The organism is Exiguobacterium sp. s40, from assembly GCF_018617905.1.
GTDB lineage: Bacteria > Bacillota > Bacilli > Exiguobacteriales > Exiguobacteriaceae > Exiguobacterium > Exiguobacterium mexicanum_A.
In genome coordinates, this window is record NZ_JACSLC010000004.1 from 136,496 (window position 1) to 155,147 (window position 18,652).

At 53.3% G+C, this 18,652-nt stretch carries 22 protein-coding genes; all 22 read left to right on the top strand.

Annotation, left to right across the window (positions count from 1 at the left end; all coding sequences use genetic code 11):
* Genes fliG through KNP02_RS05405 form a run of 22 tightly spaced genes read left to right on the top strand, consistent with a single transcriptional unit; the run spans position 1 to position 18,650 of the window.
* A complete protein-coding gene (fliG, locus tag KNP02_RS05300; RefSeq protein WP_034777193.1) occupies positions 1–1,008 on the top strand; it encodes a flagellar motor switch protein FliG in 1,008 nt (335 codons plus the stop codon).
* Complete coding sequence (locus KNP02_RS05305; protein ID WP_214707455.1) at positions 992–1,714, top strand: FliH/SctL family protein; 723 nt, start codon at positions 992–994, stop codon at positions 1,712–1,714. Before fliG ends, KNP02_RS05305 begins: the two co-directional genes overlap by 17 nt.
* Positions 1,701–3,020, top strand: a complete 1,320-nt coding sequence (gene fliI / locus KNP02_RS05310; protein WP_138859604.1) for a flagellar protein export ATPase FliI — start codon at positions 1,701–1,703, stop codon at positions 3,018–3,020. Before KNP02_RS05305 ends, fliI begins: the two co-directional genes overlap by 14 nt.
* Complete coding sequence (locus tag KNP02_RS05315; RefSeq protein ID WP_034777199.1) at positions 3,017–3,451, top strand: flagellar FliJ family protein; 435 nt, start codon at positions 3,017–3,019, stop codon at positions 3,449–3,451. The genes fliI and KNP02_RS05315 overlap by 4 nt, the downstream gene beginning before the upstream one ends.
* Before the next feature lie 4 nt (positions 3,452–3,455).
* Positions 3,456–4,016: a MotE family protein gene (locus KNP02_RS05320; protein ID WP_138859603.1), complete on the top strand. Its 561-nt coding sequence runs from the start codon at positions 3,456–3,458 to the stop codon at positions 4,014–4,016.
* A 20-nt stretch (positions 4,017–4,036) separates the two neighbouring features.
* Positions 4,037–5,089: a flagellar hook-length control protein FliK gene (locus tag KNP02_RS05325; RefSeq protein WP_240731237.1), complete on the top strand. Its 1,053-nt coding sequence runs from the start codon at positions 4,037–4,039 to the stop codon at positions 5,087–5,089.
* Positions 5,061–5,492: a flagellar hook capping FlgD N-terminal domain-containing protein gene (locus KNP02_RS05330; protein WP_138859601.1), complete on the top strand. Its 432-nt coding sequence runs from the start codon at positions 5,061–5,063 to the stop codon at positions 5,490–5,492. The genes KNP02_RS05325 and KNP02_RS05330 overlap by 29 nt, the downstream gene beginning before the upstream one ends.
* An 11-nt stretch (positions 5,493–5,503) precedes the next feature.
* Positions 5,504–6,295, top strand: coding sequence for a flagellar basal body rod protein FlgG (flgG, locus tag KNP02_RS05335; RefSeq protein ID WP_138859600.1), 792 nt, complete (start codon positions 5,504–5,506; stop codon positions 6,293–6,295).
* Entirely contained in the window at positions 6,295–6,513 is a 219-nt protein-coding gene (locus KNP02_RS05340; RefSeq protein WP_214707457.1) for a flagellar FlbD family protein, read from the top strand. Before flgG ends, KNP02_RS05340 begins: the two co-directional genes overlap by 1 nt.
* Positions 6,506–6,955, top strand: a complete 450-nt coding sequence (locus tag KNP02_RS05345) for a flagellar basal body-associated FliL family protein (RefSeq protein WP_034777211.1) — start codon at positions 6,506–6,508, stop codon at positions 6,953–6,955. Before KNP02_RS05340 ends, KNP02_RS05345 begins: the two co-directional genes overlap by 8 nt.
* Before the next feature lie 9 nt (positions 6,956–6,964).
* Positions 6,965–7,954: a flagellar motor switch protein FliM gene (gene fliM / locus KNP02_RS05350; protein ID WP_034777213.1), complete on the top strand. Its 990-nt coding sequence runs from the start codon at positions 6,965–6,967 to the stop codon at positions 7,952–7,954.
* Positions 7,951–9,057, top strand: coding sequence for a flagellar motor switch phosphatase FliY (fliY, locus tag KNP02_RS05355; RefSeq protein WP_034777215.1), 1,107 nt, complete (start codon positions 7,951–7,953; stop codon positions 9,055–9,057). The genes fliM and fliY overlap by 4 nt, the downstream gene beginning before the upstream one ends.
* Positions 9,058–9,069: 12 nt before the next feature.
* The gene (locus tag KNP02_RS05360) at positions 9,070–9,435 is read left to right on the top strand and encodes a response regulator (protein ID WP_021067131.1); all 366 of its coding nucleotides are present in this window, start codon (positions 9,070–9,072) and stop codon (positions 9,433–9,435) included.
* On the top strand, positions 9,432–9,926 hold the full coding sequence (locus KNP02_RS05365) for a flagellar biosynthetic protein FliO (RefSeq protein WP_214707459.1): 495 nt from the start codon (positions 9,432–9,434) through the stop codon (positions 9,924–9,926). The genes KNP02_RS05360 and KNP02_RS05365 overlap by 4 nt, the downstream gene beginning before the upstream one ends.
* On the top strand, positions 9,923–10,588 hold the full coding sequence (gene fliP, locus KNP02_RS05370) for a flagellar type III secretion system pore protein FliP (protein ID WP_034777218.1): 666 nt from the start codon (positions 9,923–9,925) through the stop codon (positions 10,586–10,588). Before KNP02_RS05365 ends, fliP begins: the two co-directional genes overlap by 4 nt.
* Positions 10,589–10,599: 11 nt before the next feature.
* Entirely contained in the window at positions 10,600–10,872 is a 273-nt protein-coding gene (fliQ, locus tag KNP02_RS05375; RefSeq protein ID WP_034777219.1) for a flagellar biosynthesis protein FliQ, read from the top strand.
* The gene (gene fliR, locus KNP02_RS05380; protein ID WP_034777220.1) at positions 10,869–11,639 is read left to right on the top strand and encodes a flagellar biosynthetic protein FliR; all 771 of its coding nucleotides are present in this window, start codon (positions 10,869–10,871) and stop codon (positions 11,637–11,639) included. Before fliQ ends, fliR begins: the two co-directional genes overlap by 4 nt.
* The gene (flhB, locus tag KNP02_RS05385) at positions 11,636–12,727 is read left to right on the top strand and encodes a flagellar biosynthesis protein FlhB (protein WP_214707462.1); all 1,092 of its coding nucleotides are present in this window, start codon (positions 11,636–11,638) and stop codon (positions 12,725–12,727) included. Before fliR ends, flhB begins: the two co-directional genes overlap by 4 nt.
* Positions 12,728–12,785: 58 nt before the next feature.
* The gene (gene flhA / locus KNP02_RS05390; RefSeq protein ID WP_251126271.1) at positions 12,786–14,759 is read left to right on the top strand and encodes a flagellar biosynthesis protein FlhA; all 1,974 of its coding nucleotides are present in this window, start codon (positions 12,786–12,788) and stop codon (positions 14,757–14,759) included.
* Positions 14,760–15,839, top strand: a complete 1,080-nt coding sequence (locus KNP02_RS05395; RefSeq protein WP_214707466.1) for a flagellar biosynthesis protein FlhF — start codon at positions 14,760–14,762, stop codon at positions 15,837–15,839.
* On the top strand, positions 15,818–16,657 hold the full coding sequence (locus tag KNP02_RS05400) for a MinD/ParA family protein (protein ID WP_214707467.1): 840 nt from the start codon (positions 15,818–15,820) through the stop codon (positions 16,655–16,657). Before KNP02_RS05395 ends, KNP02_RS05400 begins: the two co-directional genes overlap by 22 nt.
* Positions 16,658–16,676: 19 nt before the next feature.
* Entirely contained in the window at positions 16,677–18,650 is a 1,974-nt protein-coding gene (locus KNP02_RS05405; RefSeq protein WP_214707469.1) for a chemotaxis protein CheA, read from the top strand.
* Positions 18,651–18,652: the final 2 nt, after the last annotated feature.

Below are 18,652 nucleotides of genomic sequence, written 5' to 3' on the forward strand. Positions count from 1 at the left end.
GTGAATTACGCAAAACAAGCGAACCGGGAAAAAGCGGCCATGCTCATGATCTCGCTTGGACCTGAGGTGGCTGCGAACGTCTACAAACATCTGTCGGAAGAAGAGATGGAACAGTTGACGTTACAAATCTCGGCCTTGAAGAAAGTATCGTCCGAACAAAAAGAAGCGATCATGGGCGAGTTCCACGAGCTCGCCATGGCACAAAGTTATATCACGCAAGGCGGGATCGGGTTTGCGAAAACGGTGCTCGAGAAAGCGGTCGGAGAAGAGAAAGCGATGGCCCTCATCCATAGGCTCACATCGACGCTCCAAGTTCGACCGTTCGAGTTTGCCCGTAAGGCCGACCCGAAGCAGTTGCTCAACTTCATCCAGAACGAGCATCCGCAGACGATCGCCTTGATCTTGGCGCATCTCGAACCGGTCAAGTCGGGACAAATCCTATCGGAACTCCCGCCTGAAATTCAATCGGAAGTCGCCAAGCGGATCGCGACGATGGATCGACTCAATCCAGACGTCATTCACGAGATTGAACAGATTCTCGAGAAAAACTTGTCCCAGACCGATATGCAAGACTACGCCCAGTCTGGTGGCATCGAAGCGGTCGTCGAAGTGCTCAACGGGGTCGATCGTACGACCGAGCGCACCATCCTCGATGCGCTTGAAATTGAAGACCCGGAACTGGCCGAGGAAATCAAAAAACGGATGTTCGTCTTCGAAGATATCGTTACGCTCGATTCGCGTGCGATTCAACGAATCATCCGCGAAGTGGCAAACGACGACCTATTGCTTGCCCTCAAAGTGTCGTCCGAAGAAGTCAAACAGATCATCTTCAAAAACATGTCACAGCGAATGGTCGAAACGTTCAAAGAAGACATGGAATTCATGGGGCCTGTCCGGTTGCGTGACGTCGAAGAAGCGCAAAGCCGTATCGTCGGCATCATCCGTCGCTTAGAAGACGTCGGAGAGATCGTGATCAGCCGCGGCGGAGGAGATGACATCGTTGTCTAACGTGATTAAACACTATTACGCGACACCGCTCGAACCGCAACGGATCGACTCGAAACCGTTTCTTGAGCCGGTATCGGTGGAGCATGACGACCAAGAAAATGAGCAGTTGGAACAAAAGCGTGAACAACTCCGGTTAGACGAAGAAGCGCTTCAGAGTCGCCGTGCCTCGATGGAACAGGAACTCGCGGTGCTGAGAGAGGAAGTGTTGACGTCAGCCCGACAAGAAGGGTTTGACGCAGGATTTGACCACGGTAGACGGGAAGGCAAGGCGGAGTACGACGAGTTGACGACGCGGCTGAACACCGTCGCCGTCGAACTTGAACAACTGTTCGATACGAAGTGGCGGGACGCGGAGCGACAACTCGTCGCCCTCGCCCTCGAGGTCAGCGCCCGCGTCACAACAGAGCTTGTCCGGAAAGATGAGGCGCTGTTCGCCGACCGGATTCGAGAACAGTTGCTCCGTCAGCTCGATGCCGAGTCGTTGACGGTGTACGTCCATCCGACCCGTCTCGCTTCGATTCAACGTTTCGATTCGGAGTGGGCGACACCAGACGGTCCGCCTTTGAAATATCGGGCGGATGCCGGTTTGAGTGAGACGAGCGTCCGGATCGAGACACCGCACCACGGTGACGAACTCGATTTGACTTACAGCTTTGAACGCATCCAATCCAAAATCGAGGAGGTTTTGGCCGATGGCGCTTATTGACCACGTCCTTCAGTCGATCACGGCATCCGCCGAGGACGAATACGTCCGGAAAGTCGGCCGGGTCTGTCGAGTCGTCGGACTGATGATTGAATCGACGGGGCCGAGCGCTTTTATCGGAGAGCGCTGTCTGATCGAACTCCCGTCCGGCCAACATGTCGAGGCGGAAGTCGTGGGATTCAATGAGGCCCGCGTGCTCCTCATGCCTTACGGGGAGACGACCCAAATCGCTCCGGGCTGTATGGTCAAAGGGACGGGTCGGATGCTCCAAGTCCCGGTCGGTGACGAACTGATCGGACAAGTGCTCGATGGTCTCGGCCGTCCCTTGTCCGGTGAAGCAGTCACACCGGGAAAACGCTACGATGTCCTTCGGAAGCCACCGAACCCGCTCGAGCGACCGCGGATTTTAGATGTCTTGTCGACCGGCGTCCGCGTCATCGACGGTCTATTAACAGTCGGTAAAGGGCAACGGGTCGGGTTGTTCGCGGGTTCAGGAGTCGGGAAGTCGACTCTGCTCGGGATGATCGCCAAACGCTCATCGGCCGACATAAACGTCATCGCTTTAATCGGTGAACGTGGCCGTGAAGTGAAAGAGTTCATCGAGAAAGAGCTCGGACCAGAAGGGATGGCCCGCTCGGTCGTCATCGTGGCGACGAGCGACCAACCGCCTCTCGTTCGATTGAAAGGGGCTTATACGGCGACAGCCATCGCTGAATACTTCCGGGACCAAGGCAAGGAAGTCGTCCTCATGATGGACTCGGTGACCCGCTTTGCCATGGCGCAACGGGAAATCGGTCTTGCGACCGGTGAACCTCCGACGTCAAAAGGGTATACCCCATCCGTGTTCGCGATGTTGCCGCAACTGTTGGAACGAAGCGGTACCGCTGTGACGGGCTCGATCACCGCTTTTTACACCGTCCTTGTCGACGGGGATGATATGAATGAACCGATCGCAGATGCGGTGCGAGGCATACTGGACGGCCACTTCGTCATGGACCGTTCGCTCGCGAACCGTGGCCAGTTCCCCGCGATCCACGTCTTAAAGTCGATTAGCCGTGTCATGAACCAAATTGCGGGGCCGATACACCGTGAGGCCGCCCAAACGTTCCGCGGCTGGTTGGCGACGTACTTGGACGCCGAGGACTTGATCAATATCGGGGCCTATAAAAAAGGGACGAACCCGGCAATCGATACGGCGATTGAGCAATACCCAGCGTTATTGACTTTTTTAAAGCAATCCATCGAAGAAGAGGCCCCGCTCGAGCAATCGCTCGAACGTTTGGCCAAGATCGTGCGAGGTGAACCATGAACAGACTATTGTTAGAACGCATCATGCCAATCGCGGAACATGAGAAAGAAGAATCCGCGACGGAGATGAGACAACAGAAAGCACGGTTCGAGACGGAGATGGAGGCGCTCTATCGGCTCGTGTTGACGTACGAGTCGCTCATGAAGAGTCAAGATGAACAGGATGGCGTCATCGACCTGCTCATGTCGCAATATCGTGAGCAGACACGCGAACGGCTGAAACGTCAAATCGAGACGCAACAGCTCGTCGTCCAGCAGGCGCGCAATCGGTACCATCTGTCACAAGAGCGCTTGCTCGGAAAAGTCGTTGAGGAAAAGAAATATGTAACGCTGCATGAAAAAGTCAGTCAACATGAAGTGGCTGCGACGAAGCTCATCGAGCAACATTTCATCGATGAGCTGGCAGTGATTCATCACGGGAAAGGGAAGTAAACCGATGGAAAAAGACAACTCGAAGCGGGGAAGACAGCTACTGGTCGCGCTCGTTCTCGTCCCGGCCATCTTTCTACTCGTTGGAGGGATCGTCGTCATGAACTATGCGATGGACCGTCCGTTGTTATCGGTCCCGTTTCTAGAGATCGGTGCGAAACAAGAGCCCGAAGAAAAAGTGAAGACAGACGTGAATGTGACCGGAATCGACGCGGATACCGCGAATCGTTTGAAAGTGGCGAACGCCGAGATTGAGAAGCTTCGAGCGGACAATGTCGAGTTGACGAACGAAGTGAAGGCGCGCCAAGAGGAAGTATCGAAGTTGATCAAAGAGCGTGACCGGCTCGTCGCGGAATTGGCGACGGCAAGTGCGGCGGAAGAAGAAACCTCGGACGTCTCTCGCGTCTATGAAGAGATGTCCGCGAAACAAGCTGCTGCCATCATGAATGAACTCGAAAGCCCGCAAGTGGCCAACTTATTGAAAGAATTGTCACCGAAGCAACAAGCCGACATTTTAGGACGGATGGATGCCCAACAGGCCGCCGTCGTGACCCAGTTGCTCCAATGACAGGAAAGGAGGACGTGATGATGAATATCGCCTTACTCGCCCAATCGCTACAAGGGACGACCCAAAAAGGCGGGGAAGCGGCTGCGACCCCGACCGGACAGTTTTTGGAGTTACTCTCGGCGATGCTCGGGACCTCGACGCCATCTCCAGAGGTGGCGGTCGCCACGGAAGACGAGGAATCGCTTCCGCTCGAGAATGTATCGAACCGATTGGAGCAATGGCTCCAACAGCCCGACAGCCTGCAATGGTTGAAATCACTGCCGGCAGATGCTTACCGAAAGTTTATGGATGCTTATATTGGGATTTTAAATCAAGTCGCCCCGGATCAGTCAGCGGCAACTCTTGAGACGACATCGGCCGTGACGCCCGCACTCCTCGCTGGACAAATGGCGGCGCCGACAATCTCGTTCACGCTGACGAAAAAGGAAACGGAAGCACTCGTTACACCCGTGCCGACCGATCAAGTGGAAGAGAACGTGCGCATCATCCAACAAGTCGTTGCGCAGTTTAAAGGGACGCTCGGACAGACCCCTAAATCTATACCCGGACTTACTAAAACCGAAACACAAGTTGCGCAATTGCAACCCTCGGTAAAAGAGACCGAATGGATGCCCAAAGGGATGACCTGGTCGAAACCGCAAATTGATTCGGAAATGGTGATGTATGCCTCGAAAGGTTCACTGCCGGAGAATTTGCAGGCCCGAATCGAAGCCGCTTTGCAACGTGCACCGTTCAAGAGCGGAGCCGACGGATCCAAAGTGTTCACGGTCCGCCTCTATCCTGAACAGTTAGGCGAGCTCGTCGTCAAACTCGAACGTCAAAATGGGGAACTCGTCGTCAAACTGTTTGCGAGCAACCAAGAAGCGAAGCAGTTGCTTCAGTCACAGGTCCAACAGTTGCAACAGACGCTTCAACCGCTGACGCAAAACGTCCGTGTCGAGATCAACTTGACCCAACAGGCGCTCGAGACGAAAGGGTCCGGATTCAACGAGTTCGACCAACCGGAACCGGAACAGCAGGAACAACCGAAAGGAGAACCAGAAGATGACGACCATCCAGCCGAAGACGAGTGACTATACGTTACCGGATCAATCGATGCCGAAAGCAACGAACCAATATGATCAAAGCATGTTTTTGAAGCTGTTGCTCGCGCAACTCGCCAACCAAGACCCGATGTCACCGATGGAAGACCGTGAGTTCATCTCCCAGATGGCCCAGTTCTCTTCTCTCGAACAGATGCAGACGATTTCGAAACAACTCGATTCGGCCCTTGTCGATCGGCAAATGGCTTCGATTTCGGAGTTCAGCAATATGATCGGGCAAACGGTCGCTTATACAAACGAAACGGAAACCGAGACGATTAAAGGCTCGGGACGTGTTCTCTCGATTTCGAAGACCGAAGCCGGCTATGTGGCCGACCTTGAAGACGGAACGTCCGTCAACGTGTACAACATCACTTCCATCAAACAAGCATAGGAGGATTCATCATGTTAAGAGCAATGTACTCAGGAATCAGTGGTTTAAAGAACTTCCAATCCAAGCTTGACGTCGTCGGGAACAACATCGCCAACGTCAACACGTTCGGCTATAAAAAAGGTCGGGTCACGTTCAAGGACCTCGTCAGTCAGCAAGTCGGTAGTGCGACCGCGGCGAACGGAGTCAGCGGCGGGGTCAACCCGAAAGAAGTCGGTCTCGGGGGCACGATGGCGACCGTCGACAACGTCTATAACCAAGGAGCCATGCAAAACTCAGGGCGAGCACTTGACGTCGGGATCTCAGGAGAAGGATTCTTCGCCTTGGATGTGAACGGTCAAACGCAATACACACGGGCCGGTAACTTCTATACAGATAACACGGGCGACCTCGTCAATGGAGATGGAGCCTACGTCCTCAGTACGACGGGTGACCGCCTCAACATCCCAGCCGGTGCGAAGTCACTCTCGATTGGTAAAGACGGACAAGTCAGCTACGTGAACAATGCCGGGGAATCGACGGTCGTCGGTCAAATCCAAGTCGTCACGTTCGCCAACAATGCCGGACTCTCGAAAGTCGGAGCAAACAACTTCATTCAATCGCAAAACTCAGGTGAACCGAACATCGGCATCCCTGGACAAGATGGACGTGGAGAACTCGTCTCGGGCGCGCTCGAGATGTCGAACGTCGACTTGTCGGAAGAGTTCACAGAAATGATTGTCGCTCAACGTGGTTTCCAAGCGAACACTCGTATCATCACAACATCGGACGAGATCCTCCAAGAACTCGTCAACTTGAAACGCTGATGATTCGCGTCACGACACTCCGGGGTGAAGAATTCGTATTGAACGCCTTGTTCATCGAGACGGTCAAGGCCGAACCGGATACGATCATTCACTTGTATAACGGAAAAACGTATATCGTCAGCGAGACGAAACAACAAATCATCGACCGGACGACGGCATTTTATGCCTCGATCGGTCTGATTGGAACGACAGGCATACGAGGTGAAGAAGATGAGTGAAGAAAAACAAAAAGGTGGCGCCATGAAGATGGTGCTCATCTTGCTAGTCGTCCTGCTCGTCATGGGCGGGGCCGGATTCATGACTTATAAATATTTGTTCGGAGACAACGTGACGGCGAAAACGAAACCGGTCACCGCCGAAGAGTTGGCCGAACGTAGCTTCACGACGGATGACATGACAACGAACATTCAAGATGAGCGTTTCATCAACGTCCAGTTCACGATCGTGACCGATGCCGCTGAAACGAAAGAAGATCTCGAACTTCGCAAGTTTCAAGTGCATAACGTCATCCTTGGTGATTTGGCCGGCATGACGAAAGCCCAGTTGACGACGAAGGAAGACATGCAGAAATTTGAGCAGTCGCTCCGTAAACAATTAAACGGACTGTTGGAGTCAGGTGAGGTCCAACGAGTCTATATGACGAAGAAAATCATACAGTGAGGTGGCATCATGGGAGAAGTCTTATCTCAACAAGAAATTGATGCCTTGCTATCGGCGTTAAGCAGTGGCGACGTCGAAGCCGACTCCTTTTTAAATCAAGAAGAAGAGCGGAAGGTTCGGCAATATGACTTTAAACGGGCGGTCCGCTTCTCGAAAGACCAAATCCGAAGTCTGACCCGAATCCATGAACATTTCACGCGCATGTTGACGACGTTCTTTTCGGCTCAGCTCCGGACGTACGTGCAGTTCACGGTCAATTCGGTCGAGCAGCTTCCGTACGATGAATTCATTCATTCCATCCCAAGTATGACGATGATCAACTTGATTGAGGCTCCGCCGCTCAACGGCCGCTTCATCATCGAGGTGAACCCGAACATCTCATATGCGATGCTCGACCGTCTGCTTGGTGGTCCAGGGGTCGAAATCGAAAAAGTCGAGAGCTTCACAGAAATCGAGATGCGCATCTTGACCCAGTTATATAAACGAGCGTTTGCCGGATACGGGGAGGCGTGGGAGTCGATTGCCGAGATCAAGTCAGAGATGACCGCGGTCGAGGTCAATCCGCAGTTTCTTCAACTCGTCTCGCCAAACGAGACGGTCGTCCTTATCTCGATCGGTGTCACCATCGGCGAGGTGAGCGGCACAATCAACGTCTGCTTGCCGTTCGTGACGATCGAGCCGGTGTTATCCAAACTGTCGAGCCATTACTGGATGCAGGAGGCCAACCGCCGCAATGCGAGCGGCAACAGCAAGGAACCGCTCAAAGCCCAATTGATGAACTCGACGGTTGAGGTCGTTTCTCTGCTCGGAGAGACGACGATCACGTTCGGTGACTTGTTACATTTAGAGGTCGGGGATTGTTTGACGCTCGACCAATTGGTGAAAGACCCATTATCCATCATGGTAGGGGAAAATAAAGTGTTCAAAGGGCAAGTCGGTGTGAGCGGGAAGCGGATGGCCGTCCAAGTGCTCCACCGGGTGAAGGAGGAAGAGCAATGAGTGAGATGTTGTCACAAGATGAAATAGACGCGTTATTACGAGGGACGAGCGACTCGTCAAAACCAGAGGCGAAGCCCGAAGAGCATCTTGACTCGATGGAGAGCGACGCCTTAGGAGAGATCGGGAATATCTCGTTCGGTAACTCGGCGACGGCACTATCGACGTTACTGCAACAAAAAGTAGAAATCACGACCCCAATCGTCAGTGAAGTCACAATCGATGCGCTCCGTGAGCGTTATCCAACACCGCACGTGGCGCTTCGCGTCGGTTACACAGAAGGTTTGAAAGGCGAAAACGTCCTCGTGTTGACACGTGAGGATGCGGCCATCATCTCGGATTTGATGCTTGGCGGGAACGGGATCGATGTCGATCCGGAAGGGTTGGACGAAATTCGACTCTCGGCCGTCCAAGAAGCGATGAACCAAATGATGGGGGCAGCGGCGACATCTTTGTCGACGGTGTTCTCAAAAAAAATTGACATTTCACCGCCGCTCGTCGAAGTGTTCGATGCGACGAAGACCCAAACGATCATCGATCGTCTCGAACTTTGGGAGACGATGGTGTTGATCGAGTTCAATTTGAAAGTCGGTACGTTGATCGACTCAAAAATCGTTCAAATCGCACCGATTCAATTCGGGAAACAGCTCGTCAATGAATTGATGACGGCCACATCCCCGCAGCCGGTCGTACCTGCTGCGGCCGCCCCGAAGCAAGAAGCACCAAAAGCACCGGCCGCACCGGCTCCTCAACAACCTGTACGTCAGGAAGTGAAGTCGGCACCGGAAGTCGCTGTCAGTCAAGCGGAATTCATGCCACTGCATGCGCCTGCGACGAACGATTCGATTCCAGCGAACCTCGGTCTGTTGTATGACGTGCCGCTCAGCGTGACGGTCGAGCTCGGGCGGACGAAACGTTCGGTCCGCGAAGTGCTTGAGTTGTCGCAAGGCTCGATCATCGAACTCGATAAACTTGCCGGTGAGCCGGTCGATATTTATGTGAACCAACAACGGATTGCCCGCGGCGAAGTCGTCGTCATCGAAGAGAACTTCGGGGTCCGTGTAACAGAAATTATCCAACCGCACGAGCGGATTGGCATCGTTTAAGGAGGAAGAACAATGAGTGCAAAAATTTTGGTGGTAGATGATGCGGCGTTCATGCGTATGATGATTAAGGATATCTTGACAAAGAATGGATTTGAAGTCGTAGGGGAAGCGGAGAACGGTGTGGATGCGGTCGCAAAATATCGTGAACTCATGCCGGACCTCGTCACGCTCGACATCACGATGCCAGAGATGGACGGTTTGGCCGCTTTGAAAGAAATTCGTGGCTTTGATTCAAACGCGAAAGTAATCATGTGTTCTGCGATGGGACAACAAGCGATGGTTATCGACGCAATTCAAGCTGGGGCGAAAGACTTCATCGTCAAGCCGTTCAATGCGGAACGGGTCGTCGAAGCGGTTTCGAAAACGGTCGCACAATGAACAAGTGGTGGTTGATTATCCTTCTCGTGGTCGGGCTAAGCGTCCCGGCCACGGTCGAGGCCGCCACCGTCGATCAACAGTTCGAGCAACAACAGCCAGACGCTGAAGACCAGCCGGTGAAATCGGCCGTCTCATCGGTCGGGACAGCGATCAAGCTCATCTTGAGCATGGTCGTTGTCATCGGCGGTTTTCTCGTCCTCGTGCGTTGGTTGAACGCACGCACGCAAGGCGTCAAAACGGCACAGCATTTGACACATCTCGGCGGGGTACCGCTCGGCAAAGACCGATCGGTACAACTCGTCAAGCTCGGCGAACAAGTTTACGTGCTCGGAGTCGGTGACTCGATTCAACTGCTTGATCGGGTCGATGCCGAAGCGATGGATGAAGCGATCCACGACGCGCCAGCCTTGAACAACTCGAACACATCGGCTTTTCTCGACACGTTTAAACAGCAATTGGCCCAGATTGAAGAAGTGAGGAAGAAACGATGACGACGATTGAACAACTGATCAACCTAGAGACACCAGACAGCACATCGACTTCGATCAAATTGTTAGTCGTGTTGACACTGCTCACGCTCGCGCCGTCTTTCTTAATCTTGATGACTTGTTTCACGCGCGTCGTCGTCGTACTTTCCTTTATCCGTCCGGCGCTCGGTACGCAGCAAACACCGCCGAACCAACTGATTATCGGGCTCGCCCTGTTCATCACGTTGTTCGTCATGTCACCGGTGCTATCGGAGTTGAATGACAAGGCACTATCGCCATACATGGACGACCGAATCAGTCAAGACGAGGCGTTCGAAGAGGCGGGGAATACGATGAAGCGGTTCATGGCCCAATACACGCGCCAAGAAGATTTGCAATTATTCATTAAATATGGGAACTATGAGCAACCTGAGTCGGTCGAAGACGTCCCACTCCTCGCGATGGTCCCGGCCTATGCGATTAGTGAACTGAAAACGGCGTTTCAAATCGGATTCATGATCTTCTTGCCGTTCTTAATTATCGATATGGTTGTGGCGAGTGTCCTCATGTCGATGGGGATGATGATGCTTCCACCGGTCATGATCGCCTTGCCGTTCAAACTGTTATTGTTTGTGTTGGTGGATGGATGGCACTTGATTGTGGAGTCCTTGCTTAGAAGTATGTAGGAGGAACGAATATGACGCAGGAAATGGTCATCTATTTGGCGACGGAGAGTGTGTGGACGTTATTAAAAATCTCGATGCCGCTCTTGTTGATTTCACTCGTCGTCGGTCTCGTCATTTCGATTTTACAGGCGACGACACAGATTCAAGAGCAGACGTTATCGTTCGTCCCAAAAATCGTCTCGGTGTTTATCGGGCTCGTCATCTTTGGGCCTTGGATGCTGCAACAGATCGAAGGGTTCACCCGATTGATTTTTGAACTGATGGTCGAGGTCGCCTCGAAATGAACGCGGTCGATTTTATCAGTCTATACGGTTTGACGTTCGCACGTCTGTCCGGTTTCTTCGTGAGCGTCCCGTTGTTTTCATCCCGACAGCTACCTGTCATGCATCGCGTCGCTTTCAGTGCTTTTTTAGCCTACTATGCGATGTTCACGGTGACGGAGCCGCTCGAGCTCGGGCAAGCGTACATCTTGCAAGTGTTATACGAAGTGCTGATCGGCTTGGTGCTCGGCATATTGATCAATATTTTGTTCTTTGCGCCCCAGATTGCGGGAGGGGTCATCGATTTGCAGCTCGGACTCGCGATGGCATCGGCGTATGACCCGATGTTCGGAGGCCAGTCGCCATTGATCGGACGTTTTTATTACATCTTCACATTGTTTATCATGCTGTCGAGCAATTTACATTTACTGCTGATCGATGGTATCTATTATAGCTTTCAAATATATCCACCGGGCCAGCCGATCATCAACTTTAGTGAAGCGTCGCTCATGATGGCCGTGAAGGTCGTCACGATGACGATGATGGTCGCTTTACAGCTCGCCTTTCCGCTCATGGCATCGCTCTTGCTTGTCGACATGGCGCTTGGGTTCTTGGCGAAATCGGCCCCGCAGTTCAATATTTTTGCAATCGGATTCTCATTCAAACTGATTGCTGGTTTCTCGGTCATGGTCGTCATGATGGGGTTGACCTTGAACGGCATCAGCCAGTTCATCCCGATTTTACAAGAAGTGTTACGTGATTTTATGACATTGCTAGGAGACGCCTCATGAAGCCTCTATATACCTTATCGGTCGATCTTCAATTTTTTGCAGGAGAAAAAACCGAAAAAGCGACCCCGCGTAAGCGGGATGACTCGCGCAAGAAAGGACAAGTCGCCAAGTCGGCCGATTTGACCGGCGCGTTCGCCTTGTTCGCGATGTTTCTCATGTTATCGTTTTTAGGTCCGTATCTCGGCAAGCAACTGTTCGGGTTGACGAAAGATTTGCTCGGTACGAGTTACTTGTTGTTCGACTTATCGAATGGATTGTCCGGGATGCTTACCGACTTGTTGCTTCGTGTCGGTTTGATTGTCGGACCGTTCTTCGTCGTCGCGGTCGTGTTCGGGATTTTGATCAACTATCTTCAAATCGGGACGTTGTTCTCGGCAGAGGCGATCCAACCGAAACTCGAACGCATCGACCCGATCAAAGGGGTCAAGCGGATTATCAGTATGAAAGCGGTCGTCGAATTTTTAAAGTCCTTATTCAAATTATTGATTATCCTGACGACTGCTGTTGCCGTGCTCTGGCAAAACCAAAAAGAGCTGTCCCGGATGGCTGTCGAACATGTCCGTGAATCGGTTATCGCGCTCGCGAGCATCACGATCGAACTTGGACTATGGGTGAGCGTCGCCTTGCTCGCACTCGCGTTGCTCGACTTTTTCTATCAACGATTCGATTTTGAAAAATCGATTCGCATGTCGAAACAAGATGTGAAGGACGAGTATAAAAACAGTGAAGGTGACCCGCTCATCAAGTCAAAAATCAAACAACAACAACGGGAGATGGCGATGCGCCGCATGATGCAAGAGATTCCGAACGCGGACGTCGTCATCACGAACCCGACCCATTATGCCGTCGTCATTCGCTATGACGACACGAAAGACTTTGCGCCGCTCGTCGTCGCCAAAGGCGTCGACCAAGTCGCCTTCAACATCCGCGACGTGGCCAAAGAACATGACATCCCGATTGTGGAAAATAAACCGTTGGCCCGCGCACTTTACGCCCAAATGGATATCGGGGAAGTCGTTGACGAGTCGTTTTATCAGGCGATTGCTGAAGTGCTTGCGTTCGTCTATCAATTGAAACAACCGTCTTGAGGAGGAGTATGTGTTGGCTGTAAAAGCGAAAGATTTCGCGGTATTGATCGGCGTTCTTATGATCGTCGTCATGCTCGTCATCCCGTTACCGGGGTTCATATTAGATTTTTTAATCATTGTTAATATACTGATCGCCTTGCTGATTTTGCTCGTCGCGATGAACGCCCGCGAAGCGCTCGACTTCTCAGTCTTTCCTTCGCTCTTGTTGATCGTGACGCTGTTCCGGCTCGGATTGAACGTGTCGACGACGCGGTCGATTCTTTCGACCGGGTACGGGGGAGAAGTTATTGCGACGTTCGGGAACTTCGTCGTCGGAGGAAACGTGCTCGTCGGGTTCGTCGTCTTCCTCATCCTCGTCATCATCCAATTCGTCGTCATCACGAAAGGGGCGGAACGCGTGTCGGAAGTATCGGCCCGCTTCACGCTCGACGCCATGCCTGGTAAACAGATGGCGATTGATGCCGACTTGAACTCAGGATTGATTGACGACAAGGACGCTCAAATCCGTCGGAAAAAAATTCAAAGTGAAGCCGACTTTTACGGATCGATGGACGGGGCCTCGAAGTTCGTCAAAGGGGACGCCATCGCCGGGATCATTATCGTCGTCATCAACTTGATTTTTGGAATCATCATCGGGACCGTCCAAATGGGCCTCCCGGTCGGTGAAGCGTTCCAGACGTTCTCACTCATGACGATCGGGGACGGGCTTGTCGGTCAAATCCCGGCGCTCCTCATCTCGACGGCGACCGGCATCATCGTCACGCGTGCCGTGTCGGATGGGAATTTAGGAGAAGACGTCGTCGACCAGCTCGGTCAAAATCCGACGCTCCTCTATATCGCCGGCTCGATTGTGATCATGCTCGGGTTTATCTCACCGAGTCTGCTCCCGGTGACGGTCATCATCGCCGGTGTCGCTTTCTATGGGGCGTATGCGATGCGCCGCAACATGAAACGTGTCATCGATACACCGCTACCGGAAGAAGAACCAATGGCACCGACGGAGACCGTCGTGTCACTGCTACAAATCGATGCCATCGAGTTCGAGTTCGGTTACGGACTCATCCCGCTCGCCGATGAGTCGCAGGGCGGCGACCTGCTTGACCGGGTCGTCATGATTCGTCGTCAGCTCGCGCTCGAACTCGGCTTCATCTTGCCGACGGTCCGAATCCGAGATCATTTGCAACTGTCTCCGAACGCGTACCGCATCAAAGTGAAAGGCAACGTCGTCGCTGAAGGGGAGCTGTTGCTCGATCATTACTTGGCGATGAGCCCTGGCATTGAAGACCCGGAAGTATACGGCATTGAAACGACGGAACCGGCGTTCGGCCTCCCGGCTCTCTGGATTGACGAAGAGACGCGGACCCGTGCTGAAATGAGCGGGTACACCGTCGTCGATCCGCCATCGGTCGTCGCGACGCATTTGACGGAGACGCTCAAGAAGCATTCGGCAGACCTTCTCGGCCGTGAAGAGACGAAACAACTCGTCGAACACTTGAAAGAGACGCACCCGGTGCTCGTCGAAGACGTGACACCATCCGTCCTATCGATTGGCGACATTCAAAAAGTGCTCCGTCATCTGTTGAAAGAACACGTCTCGATTCGCAATTTACCGCTCTTGTTCGAGACGATGGCCGATTATGGCAAAGTGACGAAAGATGCCGATATCCTCGGCGAATATTGCCGCCAAGGCCTGTCCCGTCAATTGACGGACCAAGTCAGCCCGCCGGACGGCCCGCTCTACGTCGTCACACTCGGTGGCCAGACCGAACAGCTCATTCAAGACGCCGTTCAAAAAACCGAGTTCGGCAACTATTTGGCGCTCGACCCGGAACAGGCGCGCGAGATTATCGAACGCTCGGGTGAGCAACTGTCGATGTTCGAACGCTACGGGGCTTCGGCCGTCATTTTATGCTCGCCGACGATCCGTTTGTTCGTGAGACAACTGCTCGAACGATATTATCCGGACGTGCCGGTTCTCGCCTACAACGAGCTGCTCAGCTCGATTGAAGTGAAAAGTATTGGGGTGATTTAAATGCAAATCAAAAAATATACCGGCAAGACGATGTCGGAAGCGATGGCGAAAGTCAAACAGGAGTTTGGTGACGACGCCGTGATTTTGAACTCCCGTCAAGTGAAGAAAGGCTGGCTCGGCCTGTTCGCATCGCAACACGTCGAGGTCATCGCCGCGCTCGAGAAAGCACCGCTCGCTGTCAAACCGCGTGCCGCGACGAAACCCGTCGCACCATCGAAGCCCGTGAAGGCTCCGACGCGTCCACCGCAACAAACGAACGAATCAAGTCAGGCGGCGACCGTGTCGACGTCGAGACGGTTGCCCGCAGCGCTGGCGCATGTCGAATCACTGCTCGCCTCCGAGTCGTTCCGTGGTGAGACGTGGGACGAAGCGATCAACGAGCTGTATTACACGACAAAATCGGTGGAAGTCGTCGAACGCTACGTGCGTGATCAAATCCGGAGTTCCTTCTTGGCTGTCCCTAAACCGAAACGGTATATGATGCTCGTTGGTCCGACCGGGGTTGGCAAGACGACGACACTCGCCAAACTTGCCGCTCACTACAAACTCGAGCATGGGCTCTCGGTCGGTCTCATCACGACGGACACGTACCGGATCGCGGCAATCGAACAATTGAAAACGTACGCCGAGATTTTAGACATCCCGGTCGAGGTCGCCTACGACTTCAATGACTTCAAACGAGCGAAACAACTGTTCGCACGGAAAGACATCATCTTGATTGATACGGCCGGTCGCAACTTCCGCGACGAGGCGTACGTCGAACAGTTCGAGCGACATCACGATTTCTCGGAAACGAGCTTGTCGCTCGTCCTCAGCTTGACGTCGAAGATGCGGGATATGGACATGATCTATCGCCAATTCGAACCGTTGCCGCTCCAGTCGCTCATCTTCACGAAAGCCGATGAGACGAGTGACATTCACGCGATGTATCGGATGGTCCGCGAGAGCGGACTGCCGGTCGCTTGGCTGACGGACGGACAAGAAGTGCCGGACGACCTTGTCGTCGGAGAGCCGGACCGATTGACGAATCGTTTACTTGAGAAAGAAGGGTGGACCCAATGGACCAAGCAAGACGTCTGAGGGCGAAAAAGGAGACCGCACCGACGACAATCGCTTTTGCGAGCGGAAAAGGCGGGGTCGGTAAAACGAACGTCTGCGTCAATACGGCCATCGGTCTCGTCGAGCTCGGGAAACGTGTCTTGATCGTCGACCTCGACATCGGGATGGCGAACGTGCACATCTTATTGAACGCGTCGCGGTCACGAACGATGATGGATTCGGTAAAAGCGCGAATTCCGCTCGCCGCCTCGGTTCAGAAAGACGTGCAAGGTGTCGATATATTACATGGGGGAAGTGGGCTCGACGAACTAGTCCAATTCTCACATGCAGATATGCAATTTTTTATGCGTGAACTCGAAGTGCTGACCGAATACGATTATGTGTTATTCGACATGGGGGCCGGTGCGACAGACACGTCGCTCCAGTTCATCGAGGGATGCGATGAGATGTTCCTTATCTTGACGCCTGAACCGACCTCGCTCATGGATGGATATGCCTATACGAAGCTCGTTCATCGTCAAAGTCCGGACTTACCGCTCGGTGTGATTGTCAATCGGGCCCAATCGGGTGAAGAAGCGCTGCAATGTTTTGAACGAATGGAAGTTGCATGTGAGCAGTTTTTAAAGAAATCGATTCGATTCCTCGGGTATTTACCAGATGACGCCACGGTCAGACGAGCGGTCATCGCCCAAGTCCCGTTTTACCATCTGGACCGGAAGAGTGACATCAGTTGGCGGCTTGAACGGATTTTAACGACATTGACCGGGACACCGCCGAAGCCGCGTCATTTTATGGAACGCTTGATGGGGAACTTGAAACGTCAGTGGAACCGAGTCTAACGACAGGGAGGCATTATAGATGGACGTGAACGAATACTTAGGATTGTTTTTAGACGAATCTCAAGAACATATCCAATCGGTTAACACCCAGCTGTTGAAACTAGAACAGACGGGCAGTCAGGAAGCGATTCAAGAGATTTTCCGCTCGGCACACACGCTCAAAGGGATGTCGGCGACGATGGGATACGAGAGTGTCGCCAACTTGACGCATGAGATGGAGAGCGCGCTCGATTTGGTTCGAGCCGGAAAGAAAGAGAGCAACCAGTTGTTGCTCGATACGATGTTCTCGGCCATGGAACAAATCGAAGAGATGATCGCTGATATCGAGACGGGAGGCAGAGGCGCAAACATCGATGTGACGGCGACAGTGTCCGCGTTCCAGTCATTTATCGGTAGCACTCCGAAAGCAGTCGAGGTGGTCGATGAGACGGTCTTCACGGCCGACCTATATACCGATTCGGTCATCAAGCAAGCGAAAGAGACCGGCTTCGAAGCGTTCCAACTTCATGTGAAGCTATCGGATGCCGTCGTGTTGAAAGCGGCGCGCGCCTACATGGTGTTCGATCGTCTCCAAGAACTCGGCGAAGTCGTCCGGACGGTTCCTGAGACCGAGGCGATCGAGCAAGAACAGTTCGATCTCTCATTTGACGTCTTGTTCGTGTCTCAGGAGTCAGCGGACGTGATTGAGCATGCCGTGTCCCAAGTGTCGGAAGTCGAGCACGTCCAAGTGACACCTTACACGAGTGCGGCGGCCGGTGCGCCGGAAGTCGCCGTCAGTGCCGAGAGCGTCGCCGTGGCCGAAGTGAAACCGAAAGCGGTGGAGGCGGACGAACCGAAAGAACAGGCCGTCGCACAAGCGAAGACGATTCGTGTCAACTTAGAGCGGATCGATCGTCTGATGAACTTGTTCGAAGAATTCATCATCGATCGCGGTCGTCTTGAGCGGCTCGCCGACGAAGTCGGTCAACCTGAACTGAACGAAACGGTCGAGAAAATCAAACGCGGTACGAACGAACTTCAATCGCTCGTCTTGACGCTCCGCATGATGCCGATCGAGCAAGTGTTCAATCGCTTCCCGCGCATGGTGCGTTCGGTCGCGAAAGATATCCATAAAAAAGTCCAACTCGATATCACCGGTGCTGAGACCGAGCTCGATCGGACAGTCATCGATGAGATCGGTGACCCGCTCGTCCATTTGATTCGTAACGCCATCGACCACGGCATCGAGTTGCCGGAAGTCCGCCTCGAAGCCGGGAAGCCGGAGCAAGGTCGACTCGCGCTTCGCGCTTACCATGGCGGTAACCGTGTCTTCATTGAAATCGAGGATGACGGGGCAGGAATCAATGTCGATAAAGTCCGCTCAAAAGCACTCGAACGAGGCGTCATCACGTCGGAAGAAGCGACGGCGATGACGGACAATGAAGTAGCCATGCTCATCTTCGCACCTGGATTCTCGACGGCAGACGTCGTCACCGATCTTTCAGGTCGCGGCGTCGGACTAGACGTCGTCAAAAACAAAATTGAATCGCTCGGCGGGGTCGTCACGCTCGAGACGGTCGTCGGACAAGGGACGAAATTCCAAGTCAGCTTGCCACTCACGCTCTCGATCATCTCGGCGATGCTCGTACAAGTCGGTGATGAGACGTACGCCGTTCCGCTGTCATCGATTCTCGAGACGACGCTCCTCGACGAGGCCGACATATTGACGGCCCATCGCGAACGCGTCTTCGACTTCAGAGGTCAGCTCGTCCCGCTCGTTTACTTGAAAGAAATGTTCGCGATCGAAACGGAAACGAAGACGCAATTCCCGGTCGTCGTCGTCCGCAAAGGAAACAAGCTCGTCGGTGTGGTCGTCAATGACTTGATTGGCCAACAAGAGATCGTCATGAAGCCGCTCGGAACTTATCTCGAGGGCATTCCGGCCATCTCTGGTGCGACGATACTCGGAGACGGGCGTGTCGCCTTGATTGTCGACAGCAACGATCTGTTCTAAGG